Origin of the sequence: Marinobacter sp. ANT_B65, from assembly GCF_002407605.1 — a bacterium.
Classification (GTDB): domain Bacteria; phylum Pseudomonadota; class Gammaproteobacteria; order Pseudomonadales; family Oleiphilaceae; genus Marinobacter.
Genome location: NZ_NXGV01000004.1, coordinates 78,429 through 98,585 on the forward strand (window position 1 = coordinate 78,429; position 20,157 = coordinate 98,585).

Sequence of the window (20,157 nt, forward strand, 5' to 3'; positions counted from 1 at the left end):
GGTTGCAGCCATGACGGCCCGCCATTAAACTGTTTTGCTGGTTCAGGTTTTTACCCTGGCCAGCAACTCTGTTACTAACGGACCGAACCAGGAACCTTTCGCGCCGATGCCCGATTCCCTCCCTGTGGATTCTGTCGGGATAATCACCCCACAGACGTACCATTTTGAAACGCCTATTGAACTGGCGTGCGGACAAGCACTGGAGCACTATGATCTGGTGGTTGAAACCTATGGCGAGCTCAACGCAGATCGCAGCAACGCTGTGCTCATCTGCCACGCTCTGAGCGGAAATCATCATGCCGCCGGCTATCACTCCAAAGACGATCGCAAGCCAGGCTGGTGGGACACCTGCATAGGGCCTGGCAAACCTGTCGATACCAACCGTTTCTTTGTCGTCAGCCTCAACAACCTGGGTGGCTGTCACGGCAGCACCGGTCCCAACTCTACTAACCCGGCTACAGGCAAGCCTTTTGGCCCGGACTTCCCGGTTGTCACAGTCGGCGACTGGGTAAAAAGCCAGGCGTTACTGGCAGATCGCATGGGCATTGAGTGCTGGGCAGCCGTAGTGGGCGGTTCTCTCGGCGGCATGCAGGCACTGCAATGGAGTCTGGACTATCCGGACCGCCTCAGACATTCAGTGGCAATTGCCTCAAGCCCACGCCTGACAGCGCAAAACATCGCATTTAACGAGGTGGCGCGACAGGCAATCACCTCGGATCAGGAATTCCATGACGGCCGGTACTACGATTTCGATACACTGCCACGCCGCGGCCTGATGCTGGCCCGGATGGTAGGCCACATTACCTACCTCTCCGACGCCTCCATGGGAGAAAAGTTTGGCCGGGAACTGAGAGATCAGGCCTACAAATTTGGCTACGACGCTGAGTTTCAGGTGGAAAGCTATCTCCGCTATCAGGGGGAACGCTTCTCGGAGGTTTTCGACGCCAACACCTATCTGCTGATGACCCGGGCCCTGGATTATTTTGACCCGGCTTTCGAGTTTGGAGGCAACCTGTCCAAAGCCCTGGCCAAGGCATCCTGTGAATTTCTCGTGCTGTCATTCAGCACCGACTGGCGTTTTACACCAGCCCGGTCTGAAGAAATGGTAAACGCCATGATTGCCGCCCGCCGGAAAGTCAGCTATGCCGAAATTGATGCCCCCTGGGGCCACGATGCCTTCCTGATCCCTACGCCGCGTTACACTGACATTTTTACCGCGTACATGGATCGTGTTGCCAGGGAGGTCGGGGCATGAGAGCAGATCTTGAAATCATTCAGCAATGGGTAAAGCCCGGCGATCATGTGCTGGATCTGGGTTGCGGAGACGGTACCCTGCTGGACTTCCTCAAGCAGGAGCGCAATGCCAGCGGCTTCGGCCTTGAGATTAACCCGGATCACATCACGGCCTGCATGAACCGTGGAGTCTCCGTTATTGAACAGAACCTGGATACCCAGGGGCTGGATAATTTTGAAGACAACAGCTTCGACATTGTTCTGATGACGCAGGCATTACAGGCAGTCCGCCGCCCGGACAAGGTTCTGGATGAAATGCTCCGCCTTGGCAACGAAGGCATAGTCACCTTTCCCAACTTCGCTCACTGGCGCCTGCGCTGGGGGCTGGCCCTCAGCGGTCGCATGCCCGAATCCGACGCGCTGCCTTATAAATGGTATAACACACCCAATATACGGCTATGCACGTTCAAGGATTTTGAAGCCCTGTGCCGCCAGAAAGGTATTCGCATCAAGAGCAGATGTGTAGTGGATGGCCAGCATCAAAACAACTGGCTGGCGCGCTTTTGGCCAAATCTGTTGGGAGAAATCGCCATCTACCGCATTACCCGGGAGAAAACATAATGATGAACAGAGCTTTGCACGGTCTTTTTACCATGGCGTCAGTTGCCTTGCTTGCCGCCCTCTTCAGCCTTCCTGCTCACGCAGGCTCTGAGGACTTCGGAGACTATCAGGTACACTGGAGCGTATTACCCAGCACCTTTCTGACCCCCGAGACAGCAAAGGCCAACAACCTGCAGCGCAGCAAAGGTATCGGTATCGTCAACATCTCCATCATGCAGGAGAATGAAGACGGCATACTTAAACCCGTCGCAGGCCAGGTGGAAGGCAGGGTTTCAAACGACATCCAGCAGGTGAAGTTTCTGGCATTCCGCAGAATACGGGAGGGCGACTCTATCTACTTCATTGCCCAGTACCAATACTCCTCCGGAGAACTGATGACCTTCAACATCACCTCCCGTCCTACCGGGCATAGTCAGGATTTGCCGGTACGATTCGCCCATACTCTTTTCAGCGATTGAGCGAACCATGTCTGACCGACTTGTTATAGCCAGCAACAACAAAGGCAAAATCAACGAATTTGCCCATCTCCTGGCGCCACTGGGCCTGATTCCTGTGCCCCAGGGTGAACTGGGCGTTGGCGAAGCCGAAGAACCGGCGGTTACCTTTGTCGAGAACGCAATCCTCAAAGCCCGCCATGCAGCCAGGGAAACTGGCCTGCCCGCACTGGCTGACGACAGTGGTCTGGCCGTCGACGCGCTGGATGGTGCGCCCGGAGTTCGCTCGGCCCGCTATGCCGGGGCTGGAGCCTCCGATCGCGACAATCTGAATGCGCTTCTCGAAGCCATGACAGATGTACCTGACGGCCAGCGCGGCGCACAATTTCACTGTGTTCTGGTATACCTTCGCCACGCTGATGACCCGACACCGATTGTGTGCCACGGCCGATGGCCTGGTTCGATTCTGAGGGCTCCGCAAGGCGACGGCGGATTCGGCTATGACCCTGTATTTCTTTGCCCCGAGACGGGCTGTAGTGCCGGGGAGCTGAGCCGGGACGAGAAAAGCCGGATAAGCCACCGGGGCCGGGCACTGGCATTACTTATGGAACAACTCAGAGCAGACCAGTGACTGCACTCAACCCGGCACAGCCCAGGCCACCTCTGAGCCTGTATATTCATGTGCCCTGGTGTGTGCGGAAATGCCCCTACTGCGACTTCAATTCCCACGCGGTACAGAATGACGTTCCCGAATCCGCCTACCTGAATGCCCTGCTTGAGGACCTGGACCAGGATCTTGCGCTCGCCGATGGGCGATCGATCCAGACGGTCTTTATTGGCGGAGGAACGCCCTCACTGATGAGCGGCGACTTTTACAGAAAACTCTTCAGGGGCCTCTCCGAGCGCCTCATTTTTGCAGGGGACGCAGAGATCACACTGGAGGCCAATCCGGGCACTCTGGAAGAAGGACGGTTCGAGGCTTTTCGCGAGGCCGGCATCAACCGCCTCTCTATTGGCGTACAAAGCTTCAACCCTACCCATCTGAAAGCCCTCGGTCGCATCCATGACAGTGCAGCCGCTCACCGGGCAATCGATACTGCGAAAAAAGCGGGTTTCGATAACTTCAATCTGGATCTGATGCACGGTCTGCCAGGTCAGACCCCCGAGGAGGCTCTTGCGGATCTTCAGTCTGCCATGAGCCATGAGCCACCACACCTGTCCTGGTACCAGCTGACACTGGAGCCCAACACCGAGTTTTACAGCCGGCCGCCAGATCTGCCGGATGACGACCTGCTTTGGGAGATTTCCCAACGGGGTGGAGACTATCTTCGCCAGCAGGGCTTCAACGACTATGAAATTTCGGCCTGGTGCCGCGAAGGAAAAGCCTCTCGTCATAACCTGAACTACTGGTCGTTTGGGGACTATATGGCACTTGGCGCCGGCGGCCACGGCAAAATAAGCCTGCCAGACGGTACAATCAAACGTTACTGGAAAACACGGCAACCAGAAGCCTACCTGAACAGAATCGGCAGTCGCACCGCCGGAAACGACAACATTGAAGCAGCAGAACTCCCTCTGGAATTCCTGATGAATGCACTGCGCCTGAGAAAAGGTGTGGATGAAAGCCTTTTTTATGATCGTACGGGTTTACCCCTGACATCCGTTGCGGTACAACTTGAAAGGCTACGTGAAGATAAATTGCTGGTTCGTGACCGGCTTCAGGCAACCGACCTGGGGCAGAGGTATCTGAACAGTCTTTTGGAGCGTTTTCTGTAATGGACACGGAAAAGGGATTATCGGCTTTACCTAAAAGCCTGAAAGCCTGCCTGATCGCAACGCTGGTTCTGCTGGCAGCCTTACTTATGATCAATCAGCCGCTGAAAACCGGATCTGCACATCAGGGTATTATCAGCTTCCAATTGGCAGGGAATGCCGAGCAGGCGCTCGCCATCGTACAAAGCTGGGGTGATGAGGGATTGCAGTGGGCAAAACTGTCACTGTGGGTAGACTTCCTGTTCATTCCACTTTACTGCCTTACCCTCATACTTCTTACCAGGCACTGCACACAGGACAGACCAGGCATTCGCGAACGCACCACCGCGCGCTGGATTCGAACACTGTTTATAACCGCCGGATTCGCCGATGTGACGGAAAACGTGTTGCTCCTGAATAACCTGGAGGCACCTGCGGATGCCATCAGCCTTGCCGCCACTATAAGCGCACTTGCCAAGTTTACTGCCCTGACCTTAGGCATTGCCGGGCTGGTAATTATCCGGGCAGCCAGACGCCATCCGTTGGCGCCAGGCTGAACCGGGTCAGAAAACCAGAGCTTCAGGGAACATCAGCCAGTATTTTAATTGGTGCGGCGAAACAGCAGATCCCATACGCCGTGGCCCAGATTTTCTCCACGCTTCTCAAACTTGGTTACCGGACGATATTCAGGCCGTGGTGAATATTCCCCCTGCGCCTGAGTATTGGCGAACCCTTCAGCGTCACCCATTACTTCCATCATATGCTCAGCGTAGTTTTCCCAGTCTGTGGCAAGATGCAGGATGCCACCCACCCTCAACTTATGACGGATACGCTGAACAAACTCAGGCTGAACCAGCCGACGTTTGTTGTGCTTCTTTTTGTGCCAGGGGTCCGGGAAAAAAACCATAACCTGATCCAGACACGCGTCTGGCAGACACAGGTCGATAACATCGTTCGCGTCTATGTTATAAACACGAACATTCTCCAGCCCTCGATCCTCAATATCCTTGAGCAGTGCCCCTACACCGGGCAAGTGCACTTCCACGCCGATGAAATCCTGCTCTGGCGCGGCTTCTGCCATCTCTGCAAGAGAGCGGCCCATACCGAAACCGATTTCCAGGTTCAGCATGGCTTCCCGACCAAAAATCTGGCGAGGATCAATCATTCCGTCTTCGCGGCTCAGGCCAAACCTGGGCCAGCTGCGTTCATAGGCTTTTTTCTGGCCGTCAGTCATGCGCCCCTGGCGCAGTACAAAACTGCGAACACCACGGCGTGTGGTCACGGGTGAGTCATTGCTTGACTCTTTCTGGTCAGTCATCTGCAATCCTTAACCGCTGGCTGCGGATTTGATTAACGGAATTTGCGCACAGTTTACCAGAGTAGAAGGCATCAGGCGGATACCACAGAACTCTTACCTGTCTGGCGATCCAGCTGGCGGTACCCCAGAGCTTCCACAAGATTCCGCTGAGCAACGGTATCGCACCCCTCAAGATCTGCCAGCGTCCGGGCTACCCGCAATATCCGGTGCAGCGCCCGGGCCGAGAGCCCGAGCTTCTCCATAGCACCGGCAAGCAGCTTTTCTCCGGATTCTTCGAGGCTACAGGCCTCCTGCAACTCACGTCCGGACAATGTGGCATTTACGCAACCCCGCCGGGCCTGGCGATCCCTGGCGAGCACCACCCGATCGCGCACCACAGCACTGCACTCGCCGTCTCCGCCGGACTGCATCAACACATCACCACTTTGCACCGGCACTTCTACGTGCAGATCAAACCTGTCCAGCAAAGGTCCCGAAATTTTTGCGCGGTATCGCATCACCTGTTGAGGTGTGCACTGACATTCAATGGTTGGGTGCCCACTGTAACCACACGGGCATGGATTCATTGCGCCGACGACCTGAAACCGTGCAGGGAAACTAACCTGCCGAGCCGCCCGGCTGATGGCAATTTCTCCGGTTTCCATCGGCTCCCGCAACACCTCCAGCACACGGCGCTCAAACTCAGGTAACTCATCAAGAAACAGAACGCCACGGTGGGCCAGGGAAATTTCTCCGGGCCTGGGGCTACTGCCACCTCCCACCATAGCCACAGCAGAGGCAGTGTGATGCGGAGATCTGAATGGAGGCTGGCGCCAGCCGCCCTCCCGCATTGGCAGCCCGGCGACCGAGTGCACACTGGCAACTTCCATAGCATGGTCATCGTCCAGATCCGGCAAGATACCGGGCAGCCGGCTTGCCAGCATGCTTTTACCTGTGCCTGGCGGGCCAAAAAACAGCAGGTTATGGGCCCCCGCTGCTGCTACCTCCAGCGCCCTTCTCGGGACGCTTTGACCACGCACATCGGCAAGGTCCGGCATGCCGGCAGCAGCAGGTCGTTCGGGCATCGTATGCTGCACGGGAATCAGTTGCGCCCGGTCACAAAGATGCTCACAGACTGCAAGTATGTGGCTCGCCGCCAGCACATCATTCTGGCTTGCAAGGGCCGCTTCTTCTGCATTGCCCTGAGGCACCAGCAGTCTCCGCCCTTCTTTTCGCGCGGCCAGCACTGCAGGCAGAACGCCTTTAAGAGGGCGAAGTGCGCCATCCAGTGAGAGCTCTCCCAGGAATTCGCATGAAGACAGGCTTTCCGCCGGGATCTGCCCGGAGGCGGCAAGAATTCCCAGAGCAATGGGCAAATCGAAGCGGCCACCCTCTTTGGGCAGGTCAGCAGGAGCAAGGTTGATCGTAATTCTGCGTGCGGGAAACTCAAAGCCTGCATTCAGCAAGGCACTTCTTACTCTTTCCCGGCTTTCACGCACGCCGGTTTCTGGCAGACCAACAATAGAAAGCGCGGGCAGGCCACCCGACAGGTGAACCTCAACAGTGACTTCTGGCGCAGAAACGCCAACGCTGGCACGGGAGTGGACAACGGCAAGCATAACAACCTTCCATGGTTTCGGAAATCAACAGGGGCCGGGGTAAATCGACCGCTCCGGCTTCCTGCCGGGACCTCTGGGAGTCTACTGCGTTTTCAGAGACTGCTCCAGATCAGCAACTCTCTTTTCAAGAGTCTCGACCTTTTCGCGGGTTTTCATAAGCACCGCTTGCTGGGCATCAAACTCTTCACGGGTTACCAGTTCCAACCGTGACAGAACCGCCATAACCGTAGCACGCGCCTGGGTTTCAAAATCTTCACGCGCAGCACGAGCCATATCTGGAACAAACTGGCCGAACTGCCCCTGTAGCTGGGCGAAAATATCCTGTGGACCTTTCACAAACCACCTCACTGATTCAAATAAATGTCCGCTTTCGACCAAAAGAGTAGCGCCATGGCCGGTTTGCGGGAGTGTATCACACCGCCAGCCCTGCCATACTGTGTGCGGCAGGCACTATAATAGTCCAGCCGGCCCGCAAACCTGCTCTTATCTGGGTCAAGGGCTGCCAAGACGCACTATTATAGTGCAAAAGCTGGCACTCAAATACATGCCAGAGCAATACAAAGAAATACCAACTTGTTGTTTTTATTTAATTTTTTTGCGTTGGCATACACGGTGCTATAGCTCTCATACGCAATCCGCACAATTGACGTGCGAAGCGGCAGCACCCCGAACTCAACAACCGGCCGTTGGGCTCTCACGTTGAGACGGTTTTACCAAGGAGAAAGCAATGAAACTTGTGACAGCGATCATTAAGCCTTTCAAGCTGGATGATGTCCGTGAGGCACTATCCGAGATAGGCGTACAAGGCGTAACCGTCACTGAGGTCAAAGGCTTCGGGCGGCAGAAAGGCCATACAGAACTTTATCGTGGCGCAGAATATGTAGTGGATTTTCTGCCGAAGGTTAAAGTAGAAGTTGCCATTGGCGACAATCTGCTGGACCAGGTTATAGAGTCCATTACCAAAGCAGCCAATACCGGAAAAATCGGTGACGGCAAGATTTTCGTGACCGAACTGCAACAGGCTATCCGGATCCGGACAGGCGAAACAGGCGAAGAAGCGGTCTGATCCCGATCTGACCACCTAACTGCCAACGCAAAAAAAACCAATTTGAAGTGCCTCGTGCGGAGGGCATCCTATGGAAAACAATCTCTTTCACCTGCAGTATGCAATAGATACCTTTTATTTCCTGGTATGCGGCGCCCTAGTAATGTGGATGGCCGCCGGCTTCGCCATGCTCGAATCAGGGCTGGTACGAGCAAAAAATACCACAGAAATTCTTACCAAGAACGTCGCACTCTTTGCCGTTGCCTCCATCATGTACCTGGTGTGTGGCTATGCAATCATGTACGACGGATCCCTGCTGCTAGCAGGCATCGAAAGCACTGACCCCACTGCGGTACTGGGCGATTTCGCTTCCCGTGAAGATGGCTTCGAAGGCGGTTCTATCTACTCTGGAGCAGCAGACTTCTTCTTCCAGGTAGTGTTCGTGGCCACGGCCATGTCGATTGTCTCCGGTGCGGTTGCTGAGCGCATGAAGCTCTGGGCATTCCTTGTTTTCGCCGTTGTAATGACAGGCGTGATCTACCCGCTGGAAGGCTCCTGGACCTGGGGCGGCAACGACGTCTTCGGCATGTACAACCTGGGCGACCTTGGTTTCAGCGACTTTGCGGGTTCTGGCATAGTCCACCTCGCGGGCGCAGCTGCTGCACTTGCTGGCGTGCTCCTGCTTGGTGCACGGAAAGGCAAATACGGTCCTAACGGTGAAATCCGCGCTATCCCTGGTGCCAACCTGCCGCTGGCAGCTCTGGGTACCTTTATCCTCTGGATGGGCTGGTTTGGCTTCAATGGTGGCTCCGTACTGAAACTGGGCGATATTGCCAGCGCCAACTCTGTTGCCATGGTATTCCTCAACACCAATGCAGCAGCAGCCGGTGGTGCTATTGCAGCACTGATCACGGGTCGTATGCTGTTCGGCAAGGCCGATCTGACCATGCTTCTTAACGGCGCCATTGCGGGCCTGGTGGTTATCACTGCAGAACCCTCTACACCTACAGCATTGATCGCAACCCTTTGGGGCGCTCTGGGCGGCATAGCTGTTGTATTCAGCGTTATCCTGCTGGACAAGCTGCGCATCGATGATCCTGTCGGCGCAATCTCAGCTCACGGTGTCTGTGGCCTGCTCGGCCTGGCACTGGTTCCCATCACTAACTCCAACGCCACCTTCAGCGGACAGCTGATTGGCGCCATCACCATCTTCGCCTGGGTATTCCTTGCAAGCCTGGTGGTCTGGGGCATCATCAAAGCTGTGATGGGCCTGCGAGTCAGTGAAGAGGAAGAATACGAAGGTATTGATCTGTCCGAATGCGGCATGGAAGCCTATCCGGAGTTCGTTAACAGCAAGTAATATACGCTGAACGAACAAAAAGGGGTGCCTGAGAAGGCGCCCCTTTTTTTATAGGCAGGAACTATATTTTCAGATCAGCCTTCCTGGGGCCGCACTTCGTCTTCAAGTGCATCAATCATAAACTGGGGCATGGCCAGAGCGCCGTGGTGAACCCCCGCGTTATAGTATCGGGTTACGAACGGGCGGTTGTTAGCATCGTCTTCACGGAAATACTTTACCGGGTTATCTTTACTGGCCATGGTGCAACTCCACCAGCCAGTAGGGTAAACAGGTTGCGGGAACGGCAGTGTCTGCACGTGGCTGAAGCCCGCTTTGCGCATGTCGCTGTGAATATCTTTTATGATGGTGTCAGTATGCAGCAACGGCGATTCGCTCTGCTGCACAATGATACCGCCCTCACCCAGCGCCAGCATCGCGTCACGGTAGAAATCCAGAGCGAACAGTCCCTCTGCAGGGCCTACCGGGTCTGTGCTGTCGATAATAAGAATATCGATGCTGCCGGGATCCACTTCCCGCATCCACTGTATGCCATCACCAAAGAAAAAGTTGGCCCTTGGGTCATCGTTGGATTCACACAGTTCAGGAAAGTATTCCTCGGATACGCGGGTAACACGCTCGTCAATTTCAACCTGCCAGGCTTCTTCCACATCAGGGTGTTTCAGAACTTCTTTCAGAGTACCGCAATCTCCCCCCCCGACGATTACGACTTTTTTCGGCTTTTTGTGGGTAAACAGTGCCGGATGGGTCATCATCTCGTGGTATAGAAAGTTGTCGCGGGTGGTGAGCATTACACACCCATCCAGCACCATCAGGTTGCCGAAAGTTTCGGTTTCATAGATTTCCAGTTTCTGAAACGGAGTCTGTTCTTCGTGCAGCTTCTGTTTCACCTGCAGTGAAAATGCCGTTCCGTGATCCTGGAATATCTCCGTAAACCAGTTGTTATTCAGCGTGGTCATGGTGCTCTCCTGAGAAACCTGGGTGCTATGTCCGAAAAGCATATTGTAGGGGCGCAAAGCAGCCAGCCAAAGTATTAGTTGGTAATTGTTGCCATTTACCCGGATGGCCGGCGGGATTATCAACACTGGAGGCTTTTAGCTGCAGGAGGCAGGCCCTACAATACCAGCCATTCAGCAGGCCCGACCGGCCCCGTTTTTCTTGGAAGGATAGCAGCCATGAGTACCACCAGCGCCTCCCCGGCTCACAAGGTGTATAACATTGCCCACTGGAGCGACGGCTATATCGGCGTCAACCCGGAAGGTGAAGTGGTAATCCGGCCAAACCGTGGCAAGAGTGAGGCAGAGATCAACCTGCCGGAACTTACCCGTTCACTGGTCAATTCCGGCCTCCAGCTACCGGTACTTATTCGCTTTACTGACATCCTTCACGACCGGGTCAACAAGCTATGCAACGCATTTAATAAAGTAGCCACAGAGCAAAGCTATGCAGGACGCTACACTGCGGTCTATCCGATCAAGGTTAACCAACAGCGGCGGGTGGTTGAGGAACTGGTTGCCGCTGAGCCGGCGGCAAGCAACGGGCAGATTGGTCTGGAGGCAGGGAGTAAACCGGAATTAATGGCCGTGCTTGCACTGTCACAACAGCCTGGCTCCGTTATTGTGTGCAACGGCTACAAAGACCGTGAGTACATTCGCCTGGCTCTGATTGGCCAGAAACTCGGCCACAGGGTATTTATTGTGGTGGAAAAGCAGTCTGAACTGCCTCTTATTCTCGACGAGGCCAGAAAGCTTGAGGTTTCTCCCCTTATCGGTGTGCGGGTTCGCCTGGCCACTATCGGTAAGGGGAACTGGCAGAACACCGGCGGTGAGAAGTCCAAGTTCGGGTTATCTGCCAGTCAGGTTCTGGATGTGGTGAATACCCTGCGCAAAGCAGGCGCCCTGGACACCCTGCAGCTTCTGCACTTTCACCTGGGCTCCCAGATTGCCAACATCCGTGATATCCAGACAGGCCTGCGGGAATGCGCCCGCTTTTACAGTGAGCTCCGGCAAATGGGCGCTCCTGTAAACACCGTGGATATCGGTGGTGGACTGGGCGTTGACTATGAAGGCACCCGCTCACGCAGTGCCTGCTCGATGAACTACAGCATGCATGAGTATGCTTACAACGTTGTACACGTGCTGCAGGCTGAGTGTGATCGCCACGGCCTTCCTCACCCTGACCTGATCAGCGAGTCGGGGCGGGCACTGACAGCACACCATTCTGTTCTGGTCACCAACGTCATTGATCATGAGGAACCGGAAGACCGGCCTGCAGCCGCCCCCGAACGGGACGCACCGGCGCCACTACAGGATCTCTGGCGTGACCTGGAAAGCCTGAAAGATGCAGAATCACCACGCTCACTGGCCGAAATTTACCACGATGTGCTACACGCCATGGCAGATATTCATGGCCAGTTTGCCCATGGCACACTCTCTCTGCAGGAACGTGCAGATTCAGAAATACTATATATTCGCTGCTGTCGCCTGCTCCAGGGCCAGCTGGATAAAAACAGCAGGGCTCACCGCGAAATCATTGACGAGCTGAATGAAAAACTGGCCGCCAAGCTGTTCGTCAACTTCTCCCTGTTCCAGTCCCTGCCCGATGTATGGGGTATTGACCAGATATTTCCCGTCATGCCGGTCAACGGCCTGAACCGGCCACTCAGCCGGCGCGCAGTAATTCAGGATATCACCTGCGATTCCGATGGACGAATTGATCGCTACGTGGACGGTCAGGGCACGGAAACCACCCTGCCGCTGCCTGAGGAAAAACCGGGCGAGGCCCTGCTGATGGGTTTTTTCATGACCGGTGCTTATCAGGAAATACTGGGGGATATGCACAACCTGTTTGGGGATACCCACTCGGTAGATGTACGCCTCAATGATTCCGGTGGTTTCGACACCAGCACTCCGATTGTCGGTGATACCGTTGCCAACGTGCTCAGATATGTGAACTTTGAGCCTGAAAAGCTTCTGGAAGCGTATCGTGAAAAGCTTGCCACAAGCCAGCTGACAGGGGATATACAGACCACCCTGCTGGCAGAGCTGACGGCCGGGCTTGAAGGGTACACCTACCTGGAAGACTAGTTTTTTTTGCAAACAAAAGGGTAAAAGAACACCGCTTCCGGAATTACTTTACCGGAAGGCTGATCCACACTGGCAACGGGCGCGTAAACACCCTCACTGACAAACCCGTGGCGAGTGCATAGAATGATCAACAAAACAAATTTGAATCATGCGACTGTCGAGGAGCGTCCGGTGACCACACTGGATACAAAACCAACACGCAGCGGGGGCCGAAAGGACCCCTGGAGCCAGTTGTTGGTGAAAGTGGGAAAAAGCCAGGACCGTCAGGCTTATCATGCACTATTTGAGCATTTCGCTCCGCAGCTCAAATACTATGCAATGGCAAACGGCATGGCCAGCCACGCTGAAGAGCTGGTGCAGGAAGTTTTTGTCTCCATCTGGAGACGGGCCTGTCTCTATGACTGGCAAAAAGCCGCAGCCTCAACCTGGATCTTCACCATCGCCCGGAACCAGCGCATCGATATGCTGCGTAAGATGCGGCGCACCAGCGCTGAGATGCAGGTAGAAACAGAAGACCTCTGGCAAATACCCGGTGAAGATGAGAACCAGCCAATTACATCACTGCATCGCCTGATGTCTGAAAAGCGCGTGAGAGAGTCCCTGAGCCATCTGCCAGAAGAACAGATTACAGTGATAGCCAAGGTATATATGGAGCAGAAATCCCATCAGATGGTGGCTGACGAACTGAACATTCCCCTTGGCACGGTAAAGAGCCGGGTAAGACTGGCTCTTGGCAAGCTGAAAGTGATTTTGCAGGACCAGAACGTATGACACGGCATCACCCTGAAAGCCTTCATCTGATGGATTACAGTGCGGGCAACCTGAGCGAGCCACACGCCCTGTGCGTCCGGCTGCACCTCAACGAATGCGCACTTTGCCGGAGCCGGGTGGAAACTCTCGAAAGCCTGGGTGCGGTGATGATGGAGCAGCAGCCAAAGGTCAGCGTGTCCGACTCTATGTTTGACAGCATTCTGGCGAAGATAGACAGCACGCCATCGCCACAGACAGAGTTAAAACCGGCGCCCCGGGTAGGTATCCTTCAGAAACTACTGGGGGATGATATCAATAACCTGCCCTGGAAACGCCAGTTGGGCGATGTCAGCGTACTGGATATTACAGAGAAATTTCCGGGCCAGAACGAGCAGGTTGTTTTGCAGAAACTTGTCTCTGGAGGCAAGGCTCCGGCGCATACCCACCGAGGTCACGAAACGACCATCGTTCTGCAAGGTGCGTTTGCGGACCAGAAAGGCGTATTCAATCAGTGGGACTTTGTTGTCCTCACCGAGCAGGATGAACACAAGCCGGTAGCCGTCGGCTGCGAAGACTGCATTACCCTCTCCGTCCTGAGTGCTCCGGTCAAACTGACCGGCACCTTTACCCGGATGCTCAATCCCTTTATTCGCTGATATCCTGAACCCGGCCCTGTAAGTCACCAACGGCACTATTTACGGTATTTTCTGTCTGCTCCGGCACTAGGGTACAATTGCGCTCTTTGATTTCCTCCGGCTTGCGCCCGGACCTGTACGGAGACCGCATGAACGCCGACGATTATGCTTTCCGCTTTGGCGGTATAGAACGGTTGTATGGCCGCCGCGCCCTGCACGCATTTCGCGACGCCCATATTGCCGTTATCGGCCTGGGCGGAGTTGGCTCATGGGGCGCAGAAGCCCTGGCTCGCAGCGGTATTGGTACCATAACCCTGGTTGATATGGATGATATCTGTGTATCCAATACCAACCGGCAGCTTCATGCTCTGGAGGGCCAGTACGGCCGCACCAAAACCGATGCCATGGCAGAGCGCCTCAGAGCCATCAACCCCCATGCGGATATCCGGGTTCACTTTGGTTTTCTGACTCTGAAAAACCTCACAGAACTGATCACACCGGATATGACCGGAGTGATCGACGCCATAGACAGCGTAAAGCCCAAGGCAGCTCTGATTGCTCACTGTCAGCGCGGAAAGATCCCGATCATCTGCGCCGGTGGCGCGGGGGGCCAGACAGACCCGACGAAAATACTTGTAGCAGATCTCAGCAAGACAACTCAGGACCCTCTGCTCGCCAAGGTTCGCAACCTTCTGCGCCGGGAGTACGGATTCTCCCGCAATCCCAAACGACGCTTTGGCATTGAGGCCGTATACTCAACAGAACAGCTTACGTATCCTGCAGGCGATGGTGAAGTCTGCCTGCAGAAGCCTGCAACTGAAGGTCCCTCGCGGCTTGACTGTGCGTCTGGCTTCGGCGCTGCCTGCCCGGTTACCGGCAGTTTTGGCCTGTTCGCAGCCTCCCGACTGTTAAATCGCATTGCACGACGCGCCAACCAATAACCACACGGGTTCCAGACTTTTATGCCAGCCAGCACAGTCCTGATTCTAGCCAGCATCGGTATTCTTTCACTGTCGTTTCAGTGGCTCGCCTGGCGCGTGCGCGTGCCCGCCATTCTTTTCCTGCTCGCCGGCGGGATTCTTGTGGGCCCCGTACTGGGCTATCTCAACCCGGACGAGGTATTCGGTGACCTGCTGTTCCCTATGGTCTCTCTGGCCGTTGCCATCATCCTGTTTGAGGGCAGCCTGACATTGCGGTTTGAGGAAATCCGCGGACACAGCAAGATGGCCCGTAACCTCATTCCGATAGGCTCGATAGTAACCGGCATTATCGGCACCCTCGCCGCGCGCTGGGTTCTCGACATATCCTGGGCAGTTGCCATGCTCTTCGGCGCCATTTCCATAGTGACCGGGCCGACAGTTATTGCGCCACTGCTGCGCTCGGTTCGTCCCAGTGCCAAGATAGCCAACATCCTGCGTTGGGAAGGCATCATCATTGACCCGGTGGGCGCCTTGCTGGCGGTACTGGTATTCGAAGGTATCGTCTCCTGGGGCCAGGGCAATGTGTTCGGCCACTCCCTGTATATTTTCGGCAAAACGCTGCTGATTGGCTTCGCTCTTGGCGCCCTTGCCGGCTACCTGAATGGTCTGGCACTGCGTAAACATCTGATCCCACATTATCTTCACAATGCCGGCACCCTCACTTTCATGCTCGGGGTTTATGCGTTCTCCAACGAGATGGCCCATGAATCCGGCCTGCTCACGGTTACGGTTATGGGAATCTGGATGGCCAACATGAAGCAGGTCTCTGTCGACAGCATTCTTGAATTCAAGGAGTCCCTGAGTGTCCTGCTGATCTCGGCACTGTTCATTATTCTCGCTGCCCGGGTAGAGTTCGCCGCGATTGCTGATCTGGGATGGGGACTGGCCGTGGTTCTGGCGGTTCTGATGCTGATCGCCCGCCCGCTCAGTGTGTTTTTATCCGCTATCGGAACCGATCTGAACTGGCGGGAAAAACTCTTTTTGAGCTGGATTGCGCCCAGAGGCATTGTTGCCGCAGCGGTTTCCGCACTGTTTGCTTTCCAGTTACAGAAGCTGGGTTATGAAAGCGCCGCAGCACTGGTTCCCATGGTCTTTGTACTGATCATTGCCACCGTCACCCTGCAAAGCCTCACCGCCCGCCCTGTGGCCAGGCTGCTGAATGTGACCGAGCCTGCAGAGTATGGTTTCCTGATTCTCGGCGCCAACCAGGTTGCACGGATGATCGGCCAGGCCCTCAGAAAGCATGAGGTTCCGGTCACCCTCGCGGATACCAACTGGGAAAACGTACGCCAGGCACGGATGGACAATCTGAAGGTGTACTTTGGCAACCCGATTTCCGAGCATGCCTCAAGCCATCTTGATCTGACCGGCATAGGTAACCTGTTGGTCATTTCGCCGTACAAACACATGAATTCGCTGGCCACTTACCATTTCCTGGACTGGTTCGGTGACAACAGCGTATTCAGTCTTGCGGAAGGTGATCAGGATCAGAAAGCACGTCATCAGACTGCCGAAAAAATCCAGATGACACGAGGGCTTTTCGACGGAGTGAGCTACGCCAAACTGGCCAGCCTCGCAAGCCAGGGGTATTCAATAAAAACCACTCAGCTCAGCGAGGAATTTAAATACACTGATTTTCTCGATACCTATCAGGGCCAGGCTCTGGTGCTGTTTGTATTCGACAGCAAGAACCGCATCAAACCTGTACGCAGCATGGATAACCTGAAACCCGACGACGACTGGATACTGATCAGCCTGGTGCCGCCGCAGAACCATAAAGAGCGAAAAGACAAGGAAAACAGAGCGGTAGCGGAGCCATCTGCACGGGGCAAAGAGCCTTCTGCAGAAGACTCAATACCCGAAAGCTGAGGTTTAACGGCAGTCCAGTACCAGCTTGCCACGCACATGCCCACCTTCAAGAAGCTCGTGGGCCTGTGCAACCTGATCCAGTTTGAAAAACTTCTCAATGTGCACCTTCACATCGCCATCTTCAATCAGCTCGGCGATCTCATCCAGATGAAACACATCCGGGCGCACGGTCATACCATGCGCCCTTAACCCCTGCTCCTCGGCAGCACTGACAATCTCATCTGCGGTAATTGTAGGAATAGTAACCAGCACGCCACCCTCACCCAAGGCCCTCAGGGATCGCTTGCCTGTATCGCCTCCGACCAGATCCAGCACCACATCCAGCCCGAAACACTCATCAGCGATATCGGTTGTGTGATAATCAATAACTTCATGGACACCAAGCTCTGCAAGGAAATCCCGGTTGCCCGCTGAAGCTGTTGCAATTACATGGGCGCCACGTGCCAGCGCAAACTGCACAGCGAGGTGCCCGACACCGCCAGCGCCTGCGTGAACCAGAACTTTTTGTCCAGGTTCAAGTTTGGCCACTTCAAACAGCGCCTGCCAGGCGGTGAGCGCCGCAAGCGGAAGAGCCCCTGCGGTTACAAGGTCAAGCTCTTCAGGCACGATGGCCAGCTCATCTGCAGTAGCAAGGGCATACTCGGAATATCCCCCGCCATTCAATGGAAAGCCAATCATCCCCATCACCCGATCCCCGGGTGCCAGGGTGATTACTCCATCGCCTGTGGCAACGACTTCCCCGGCAACATCGTAACCCGGCGTCCAGGGCATTGAATTTTCAATCTGCTGGGCCACAAACCCGAACCCTTTGCGGGTTTTCCAGTCAATAGGGTTAAGCCCGGCACCGTGTACGCGGATCAGCACTTCGCCTTCTTGCGGAGACGGAATGTCCGAGCTTACAACCTGCAGAACATCACGCTCACCAAATTCATGGTAGACCACCTTTTTCATGGAAGATTCAGGCTGCTGATTGATGTTTGTATCCATGGATATCTCCAAAAAATGGCGCTGACAGTGTCTGACGGGGAGTAGGTATTCTGTTCTTTTATCAGGTTAACAGAAGTTAGCACGAATAGTGACTCAGACGGGCTACAGGCCCTTCCCTCCAACCACTCTGGCCGCGGCCATGATATCGGCGAACTCTTTCGGCGCTCGGGATGGGCGCTGGGTTTTCAGGTCAACACAGGCGTGGGTTGAAACCGCACGCATCAGTGTCTTGCCATCGGCAGGACGTACAAGCTGAAACTGCCTCGCTGAGCGAAAGCGGCCATCAAAGCCGGTAAGCCAGGTTCCCATAACCAGATGGTCTCCGGCATTGGCTGATACCAGGTAGTCAATTTCCGTGCGGGTAATCGCCATCGCCTTGCCCGTTAACTCGTGCAGTTCCCAGGTCATACCCAGACTTTCCACGTGGGCCCAGCTGATGTCTTCAAGCCAGCGCACATAAACCACATTATTGGCGTGCCCCAGCCGGTCGGTATCATCCTCGTTAACCTGAATATCGAGAATAAAAGGATCCGGCAGATCCCACTGTCGTGACTGCTCAGGCATTACTGCTCTCCAAGGCCAGGAATAACCCGCATCGGTAACCGTCCGATACGGTCGTTGTGAAGTGAACCAAAGTAAAGGTAGCCGCCGTGGGGGTTCACTGAAGTAATTTCCTGCAGATGCATACCACCGGGATCATGAAGGCTGGCTATCACCCTGCCAGTATGATCGAACGCCACAGCCAGGCCATATTCCTGAGGCGCCGGCTGCAGGCTTTGCGGCAGCTTGGCAACCAGCTCCTTGAGCCAGGGGACAGGATGTAAAGTATCAATACTGGCATTGCGGAGTGTAGGGAATGCCACCCAGAACCGGCCACTTTCATCCACCGCCAGGTTGTCGGGAAAACCCGGCAGATTATCCGCAAAGATTTCTGTCTGTCCGGCCCTCGGCCCGCTTATCCAGTAACGGTGAATACGGTATTTCCAGGTTTCATTAACCAATACATAATCACCGCCCGGGGCTACAGCCACCCCGTTGGCAAAATGCATATCGCCCAGCAACACCTCTGTTTCCCCGGTTTTCGGAGAATATCGCAAAAGCCTGCCATGGGGCCTCATTTCCAGCAGGTCGAGCTGGTAATCAGGCTGATGGAAGCGGGAACTGGCATCGGTGAAATATATCCGGCCATCCGCAGCTATATCAGCGTCATCAGTAAACCGGAAGGGGATACCCTCGGCCTCCCGGCTGAGCACCGTAACATCGCCATCCCGGGTGACAGAGAGCAGCCCCTTCCAGGCATCCGCAACAATCAGGTTTCCATTGTGGTCAAACACCATCCCCAGGGGACGGCCTCCCGTTGACAGCCAGTTTTCAACATGGCCATCCGGGAACACACGCACTATGTACCCGTTCTGGGTACCCGCATAGACCACACCCTCAGTATTAACCGCTGTGTCTTCAGGCCCATAGATCTGCCCCAGTGCCAGCAACTCTGCCTGTTGCAGGCGTTCATTCGGCGCCAGCAAGCCGGTCATGGGCTCGGGAGACGGCGGCTGCCATGCCAGAGCACTGACAGGTGACGGCAGCAGCAAAAACCCACCTGACAGGAGAAACAGAACCACCAACCCAGCCATCAACCACTTCATACACTTGACCTGCGCATTATCGGGCGACTGTTACAGGGTATCGTCGATATCGCGACCTTCCAGAAAACGCCGGCACAACGCCACAAACGTATCTGTTTTCTCTGCATGCAACCAGTGCCCGGTGCCTTCAATGATGCTTAGCTGAGCATGTGGAAACAGGCGGAAAATTTCATCTCTGTGTTTTTCCTGGATATAGGCTGAATCAGCGCCTTTCAAAAACAGCACGGGGCCCTCGTATGGGGCTTCACCCTCTGGCGCACTGGCAAGATTAGCGTAGCAGGCCTCAATCGCCTTCAGGTTAAGGCGCCACCGGTAAACAGGACCTCCATCCAGCTGTTCCTGTTTCGGGATCCGCTCAAGGTTCATAAGCAAAAACTGCCTGGTAGCTTCCATATCCACAAACCTGGCCATCTGTACATCGGCCTCCCGGCGCGAGCGCACATTTGTCAGATCGATCTGCTTCAGACCTTCAAGAACAGCATCATGACGCGGCTTATAAGACACGGGCGCAATATCAGCAACAATGATTTTTTCGACCCGCTCCGGCGCCTGCAAGGCAACCTGCATGGCTACTTTTCCGCCCATCGAATGCCCTAACAGGCAGGCTTTGTCGATCCCCTGCTCATCCATGTATGCAACCACATCCTCAGCCATAGAAGGGTAATCCATGGTGTCGGTGTGGGGTGAGCTGCCATGGTTGCGCTGATCCAACGCATGAATCTGCCACTCGTTCTGCAGTTTCCTGGCAACACCACCAAGATTCTCAAGGGACCCGAATAAACCGTGCAGCAGGATCAAAGGGGACCCCTCTCCGGTAATTCTGTGGTTCAGTTTAACGCTCATGGG

At 55.1% G+C, this 20,157-nt stretch carries 21 protein-coding genes; 13 read left to right on the forward strand and 8 right to left on the reverse strand.

What is annotated here, in order from left to right; translation table 11 throughout:
- Positions 1-106: 106 nt before the first annotated feature.
- Genes metX through CPA50_RS16455 form a run of 6 tightly spaced genes read left to right on the forward strand, consistent with a single transcriptional unit; the run spans position 107 to position 4,597 of the window.
- A complete protein-coding gene (gene metX / locus CPA50_RS16430; protein WP_096783625.1) occupies positions 107-1,255 on the forward strand; it encodes a homoserine O-succinyltransferase MetX in 1,149 nt (382 codons plus the stop codon).
- The gene (gene metW / locus CPA50_RS16435; protein WP_096783626.1) at positions 1,252-1,854 is read left to right on the forward strand and encodes a methionine biosynthesis protein MetW; all 603 of its coding nucleotides are present in this window, start codon (positions 1,252-1,254) and stop codon (positions 1,852-1,854) included. The genes metX and metW overlap by 4 nt, the downstream gene beginning before the upstream one ends.
- A 32-nt stretch (positions 1,855-1,886) precedes the next feature.
- Positions 1,887-2,312: a DUF4426 domain-containing protein gene (locus tag CPA50_RS16440; protein WP_413772174.1), complete on the forward strand. Its 426-nt coding sequence runs from the start codon at positions 1,887-1,889 to the stop codon at positions 2,310-2,312.
- A 7-nt stretch (positions 2,313-2,319) separates the two neighbouring features.
- Positions 2,320-2,919, forward strand: a complete 600-nt coding sequence (gene rdgB, locus CPA50_RS16445; RefSeq protein ID WP_096783627.1) for an RdgB/HAM1 family non-canonical purine NTP pyrophosphatase — start codon at positions 2,320-2,322, stop codon at positions 2,917-2,919.
- On the forward strand, positions 2,916-4,064 hold the full coding sequence (gene hemW / locus CPA50_RS16450) for a radical SAM family heme chaperone HemW (protein ID WP_202971777.1): 1,149 nt from the start codon (positions 2,916-2,918) through the stop codon (positions 4,062-4,064). The genes rdgB and hemW overlap by 4 nt, the downstream gene beginning before the upstream one ends.
- Complete coding sequence (locus tag CPA50_RS16455) at positions 4,064-4,597, forward strand: hypothetical protein (RefSeq protein WP_096783628.1); 534 nt, start codon at positions 4,064-4,066, stop codon at positions 4,595-4,597. Before hemW ends, CPA50_RS16455 begins: the two co-directional genes overlap by 1 nt.
- A gap of 44 nt (positions 4,598-4,641) precedes the next feature.
- Here CPA50_RS16455 and trmB read toward each other — a convergent pair whose 3' ends face one another.
- From trmB to CPA50_RS16470, 3 genes are all read right to left on the reverse strand, one after another.
- Complete coding sequence (trmB, locus tag CPA50_RS16460; protein WP_096783629.1) at positions 4,642-5,358, reverse strand: tRNA (guanosine(46)-N7)-methyltransferase TrmB; 717 nt, start codon at positions 5,356-5,358, stop codon at positions 4,642-4,644.
- A 71-nt stretch (positions 5,359-5,429) separates the two neighbouring features.
- Entirely contained in the window at positions 5,430-6,956 is a 1,527-nt protein-coding gene (locus CPA50_RS16465) for a YifB family Mg chelatase-like AAA ATPase (RefSeq protein WP_096783630.1), read from the reverse strand.
- 81 nt (positions 6,957-7,037) lie between these two features.
- Positions 7,038-7,292: an accessory factor UbiK family protein gene (locus tag CPA50_RS16470; RefSeq protein WP_096783631.1), complete on the reverse strand. Its 255-nt coding sequence runs from the start codon at positions 7,290-7,292 to the stop codon at positions 7,038-7,040.
- Between the two features lie 391 nt (positions 7,293-7,683).
- Between CPA50_RS16470 and glnK the strand changes: the two genes are divergently transcribed.
- A complete protein-coding gene (gene glnK / locus CPA50_RS16475; protein ID WP_071264623.1) occupies positions 7,684-8,022 on the forward strand; it encodes a P-II family nitrogen regulator in 339 nt (112 codons plus the stop codon).
- Positions 8,023-8,092: 70 nt separating this feature from the next.
- On the forward strand, positions 8,093-9,361 hold the full coding sequence (locus CPA50_RS16480) for an ammonium transporter (protein WP_096783632.1): 1,269 nt from the start codon (positions 8,093-8,095) through the stop codon (positions 9,359-9,361).
- A gap of 74 nt (positions 9,362-9,435) precedes the next feature.
- Here CPA50_RS16480 and speE read toward each other — a convergent pair whose 3' ends face one another.
- The gene (speE, locus tag CPA50_RS16485) at positions 9,436-10,317 is read right to left on the reverse strand and encodes a polyamine aminopropyltransferase (RefSeq protein WP_096783633.1); all 882 of its coding nucleotides are present in this window, start codon (positions 10,315-10,317) and stop codon (positions 9,436-9,438) included.
- 216 nt (positions 10,318-10,533) lie between these two features.
- Here speE and speA point away from each other — a divergent pair, with 216 nt between their 5' ends.
- The 5 genes from speA to CPA50_RS16510 all read left to right on the forward strand — a co-directional run bounded on the left by speA (position 10,534) and on the right by CPA50_RS16510 (position 16,678).
- Positions 10,534-12,444, forward strand: coding sequence for a biosynthetic arginine decarboxylase (gene speA, locus CPA50_RS16490; protein WP_096783634.1), 1,911 nt, complete (start codon positions 10,534-10,536; stop codon positions 12,442-12,444).
- 171 nt (positions 12,445-12,615) lie between these two features.
- The gene (locus CPA50_RS16495; RefSeq protein ID WP_096783794.1) at positions 12,616-13,215 is read left to right on the forward strand and encodes a sigma-70 family RNA polymerase sigma factor; all 600 of its coding nucleotides are present in this window, start codon (positions 12,616-12,618) and stop codon (positions 13,213-13,215) included.
- A complete protein-coding gene (locus tag CPA50_RS16500) occupies positions 13,212-13,850 on the forward strand; it encodes a ChrR family anti-sigma-E factor (RefSeq protein ID WP_096783635.1) in 639 nt (212 codons plus the stop codon). Before CPA50_RS16495 ends, CPA50_RS16500 begins: the two co-directional genes overlap by 4 nt.
- 128 nt (positions 13,851-13,978) lie before the next feature.
- Positions 13,979-14,770: a tRNA cyclic N6-threonylcarbamoyladenosine(37) synthase TcdA gene (tcdA, locus tag CPA50_RS16505; RefSeq protein WP_179397252.1), complete on the forward strand. Its 792-nt coding sequence runs from the start codon at positions 13,979-13,981 to the stop codon at positions 14,768-14,770.
- Between the two features lie 21 nt (positions 14,771-14,791).
- On the forward strand, positions 14,792-16,678 hold the full coding sequence (locus tag CPA50_RS16510) for a cation:proton antiporter (RefSeq protein WP_096783636.1): 1,887 nt from the start codon (positions 14,792-14,794) through the stop codon (positions 16,676-16,678).
- A gap of 3 nt (positions 16,679-16,681) precedes the next feature.
- On the opposite strand, the gene CPA50_RS16515 is transcribed toward CPA50_RS16510, so the two are convergent.
- The 4 genes from CPA50_RS16515 to CPA50_RS16530 form a co-directional block, all read right to left on the reverse strand.
- Complete coding sequence (locus tag CPA50_RS16515; RefSeq protein ID WP_096783637.1) at positions 16,682-17,665, reverse strand: NADP-dependent oxidoreductase; 984 nt, start codon at positions 17,663-17,665, stop codon at positions 16,682-16,684.
- Positions 17,666-17,767: 102 nt separating this feature from the next.
- Positions 17,768-18,229 carry an acyl-CoA thioesterase gene (locus CPA50_RS16520; RefSeq protein WP_096783638.1) on the reverse strand — a complete coding sequence of 154 codons (462 nt, stop codon included), beginning with the start codon at positions 18,227-18,229 and terminating at the stop codon, positions 17,768-17,770.
- Positions 18,229-19,311: an SMP-30/gluconolactonase/LRE family protein gene (locus CPA50_RS16525; RefSeq protein WP_096783639.1), complete on the reverse strand. Its 1,083-nt coding sequence runs from the start codon at positions 19,309-19,311 to the stop codon at positions 18,229-18,231. Before CPA50_RS16525 ends, CPA50_RS16520 begins: the two co-directional genes overlap by 1 nt.
- A gap of 30 nt (positions 19,312-19,341) precedes the next feature.
- Positions 19,342-20,154 (reverse strand): alpha/beta fold hydrolase, encoded by an 813-nt coding sequence (locus CPA50_RS16530; RefSeq protein WP_096783640.1) that lies wholly within the window; start codon positions 20,152-20,154, stop codon positions 19,342-19,344.
- Positions 20,155-20,157: the final 3 nt, after the last annotated feature.

Bases quoted from the DNA above. Each gene is read 5' to 3' on its own strand.
- metX (WP_096783625.1), top strand. From the start codon at position 107: ATGCCCGATTCCCTCCCTGTGGATTCTGTCGGGATAATCACCCCACAG.
- metW (WP_096783626.1), top strand. From the start codon at position 1,252: ATGAGAGCAGATCTTGAAATCATTCAGCAATGGGTAAAGCCCGGCGAT.
- CPA50_RS16440 (WP_413772174.1), top strand. From the start codon at position 1,887: ATGGCGTCAGTTGCCTTGCTTGCCGCCCTCTTCAGCCTTCCTGCTCAC.
- rdgB (WP_096783627.1), top strand. From the start codon at position 2,320: ATGTCTGACCGACTTGTTATAGCCAGCAACAACAAAGGCAAAATCAAC.
- CPA50_RS16455 (WP_096783628.1), top strand. From the start codon at position 4,064: ATGGACACGGAAAAGGGATTATCGGCTTTACCTAAAAGCCTGAAAGCC.
- trmB (WP_096783629.1), bottom strand. From the start codon at position 5,358: ATGACTGACCAGAAAGAGTCAAGCAATGACTCACCCGTGACCACACGC.
- CPA50_RS16465 (WP_096783630.1), bottom strand. From the start codon at position 6,956: ATGCTTGCCGTTGTCCACTCCCGTGCCAGCGTTGGCGTTTCTGCGCCA.
- glnK (WP_071264623.1), top strand. From the start codon at position 7,684: ATGAAACTTGTGACAGCGATCATTAAGCCTTTCAAGCTGGATGATGTC.
- CPA50_RS16480 (WP_096783632.1), top strand. From the start codon at position 8,093: ATGGAAAACAATCTCTTTCACCTGCAGTATGCAATAGATACCTTTTAT.
- speE (WP_096783633.1), bottom strand. From the start codon at position 10,317: ATGACCACGCTGAATAACAACTGGTTTACGGAGATATTCCAGGATCAC.
- speA (WP_096783634.1), top strand. From the start codon at position 10,534: ATGAGTACCACCAGCGCCTCCCCGGCTCACAAGGTGTATAACATTGCC.
- CPA50_RS16500 (WP_096783635.1), top strand. From the start codon at position 13,212: ATGACACGGCATCACCCTGAAAGCCTTCATCTGATGGATTACAGTGCG.
- tcdA (WP_179397252.1), top strand. From the start codon at position 13,979: ATGAACGCCGACGATTATGCTTTCCGCTTTGGCGGTATAGAACGGTTG.
- CPA50_RS16510 (WP_096783636.1), top strand. From the start codon at position 14,792: ATGCCAGCCAGCACAGTCCTGATTCTAGCCAGCATCGGTATTCTTTCA.
- CPA50_RS16515 (WP_096783637.1), bottom strand. From the start codon at position 17,665: ATGGATACAAACATCAATCAGCAGCCTGAATCTTCCATGAAAAAGGTG.
- CPA50_RS16520 (WP_096783638.1), bottom strand. From the start codon at position 18,229: ATGCCTGAGCAGTCACGACAGTGGGATCTGCCGGATCCTTTTATTCTC.
- CPA50_RS16525 (WP_096783639.1), bottom strand. From the start codon at position 19,311: ATGAAGTGGTTGATGGCTGGGTTGGTGGTTCTGTTTCTCCTGTCAGGT.
- CPA50_RS16530 (WP_096783640.1), bottom strand. From the start codon at position 20,154: ATGAGCGTTAAACTGAACCACAGAATTACCGGAGAGGGGTCCCCTTTG.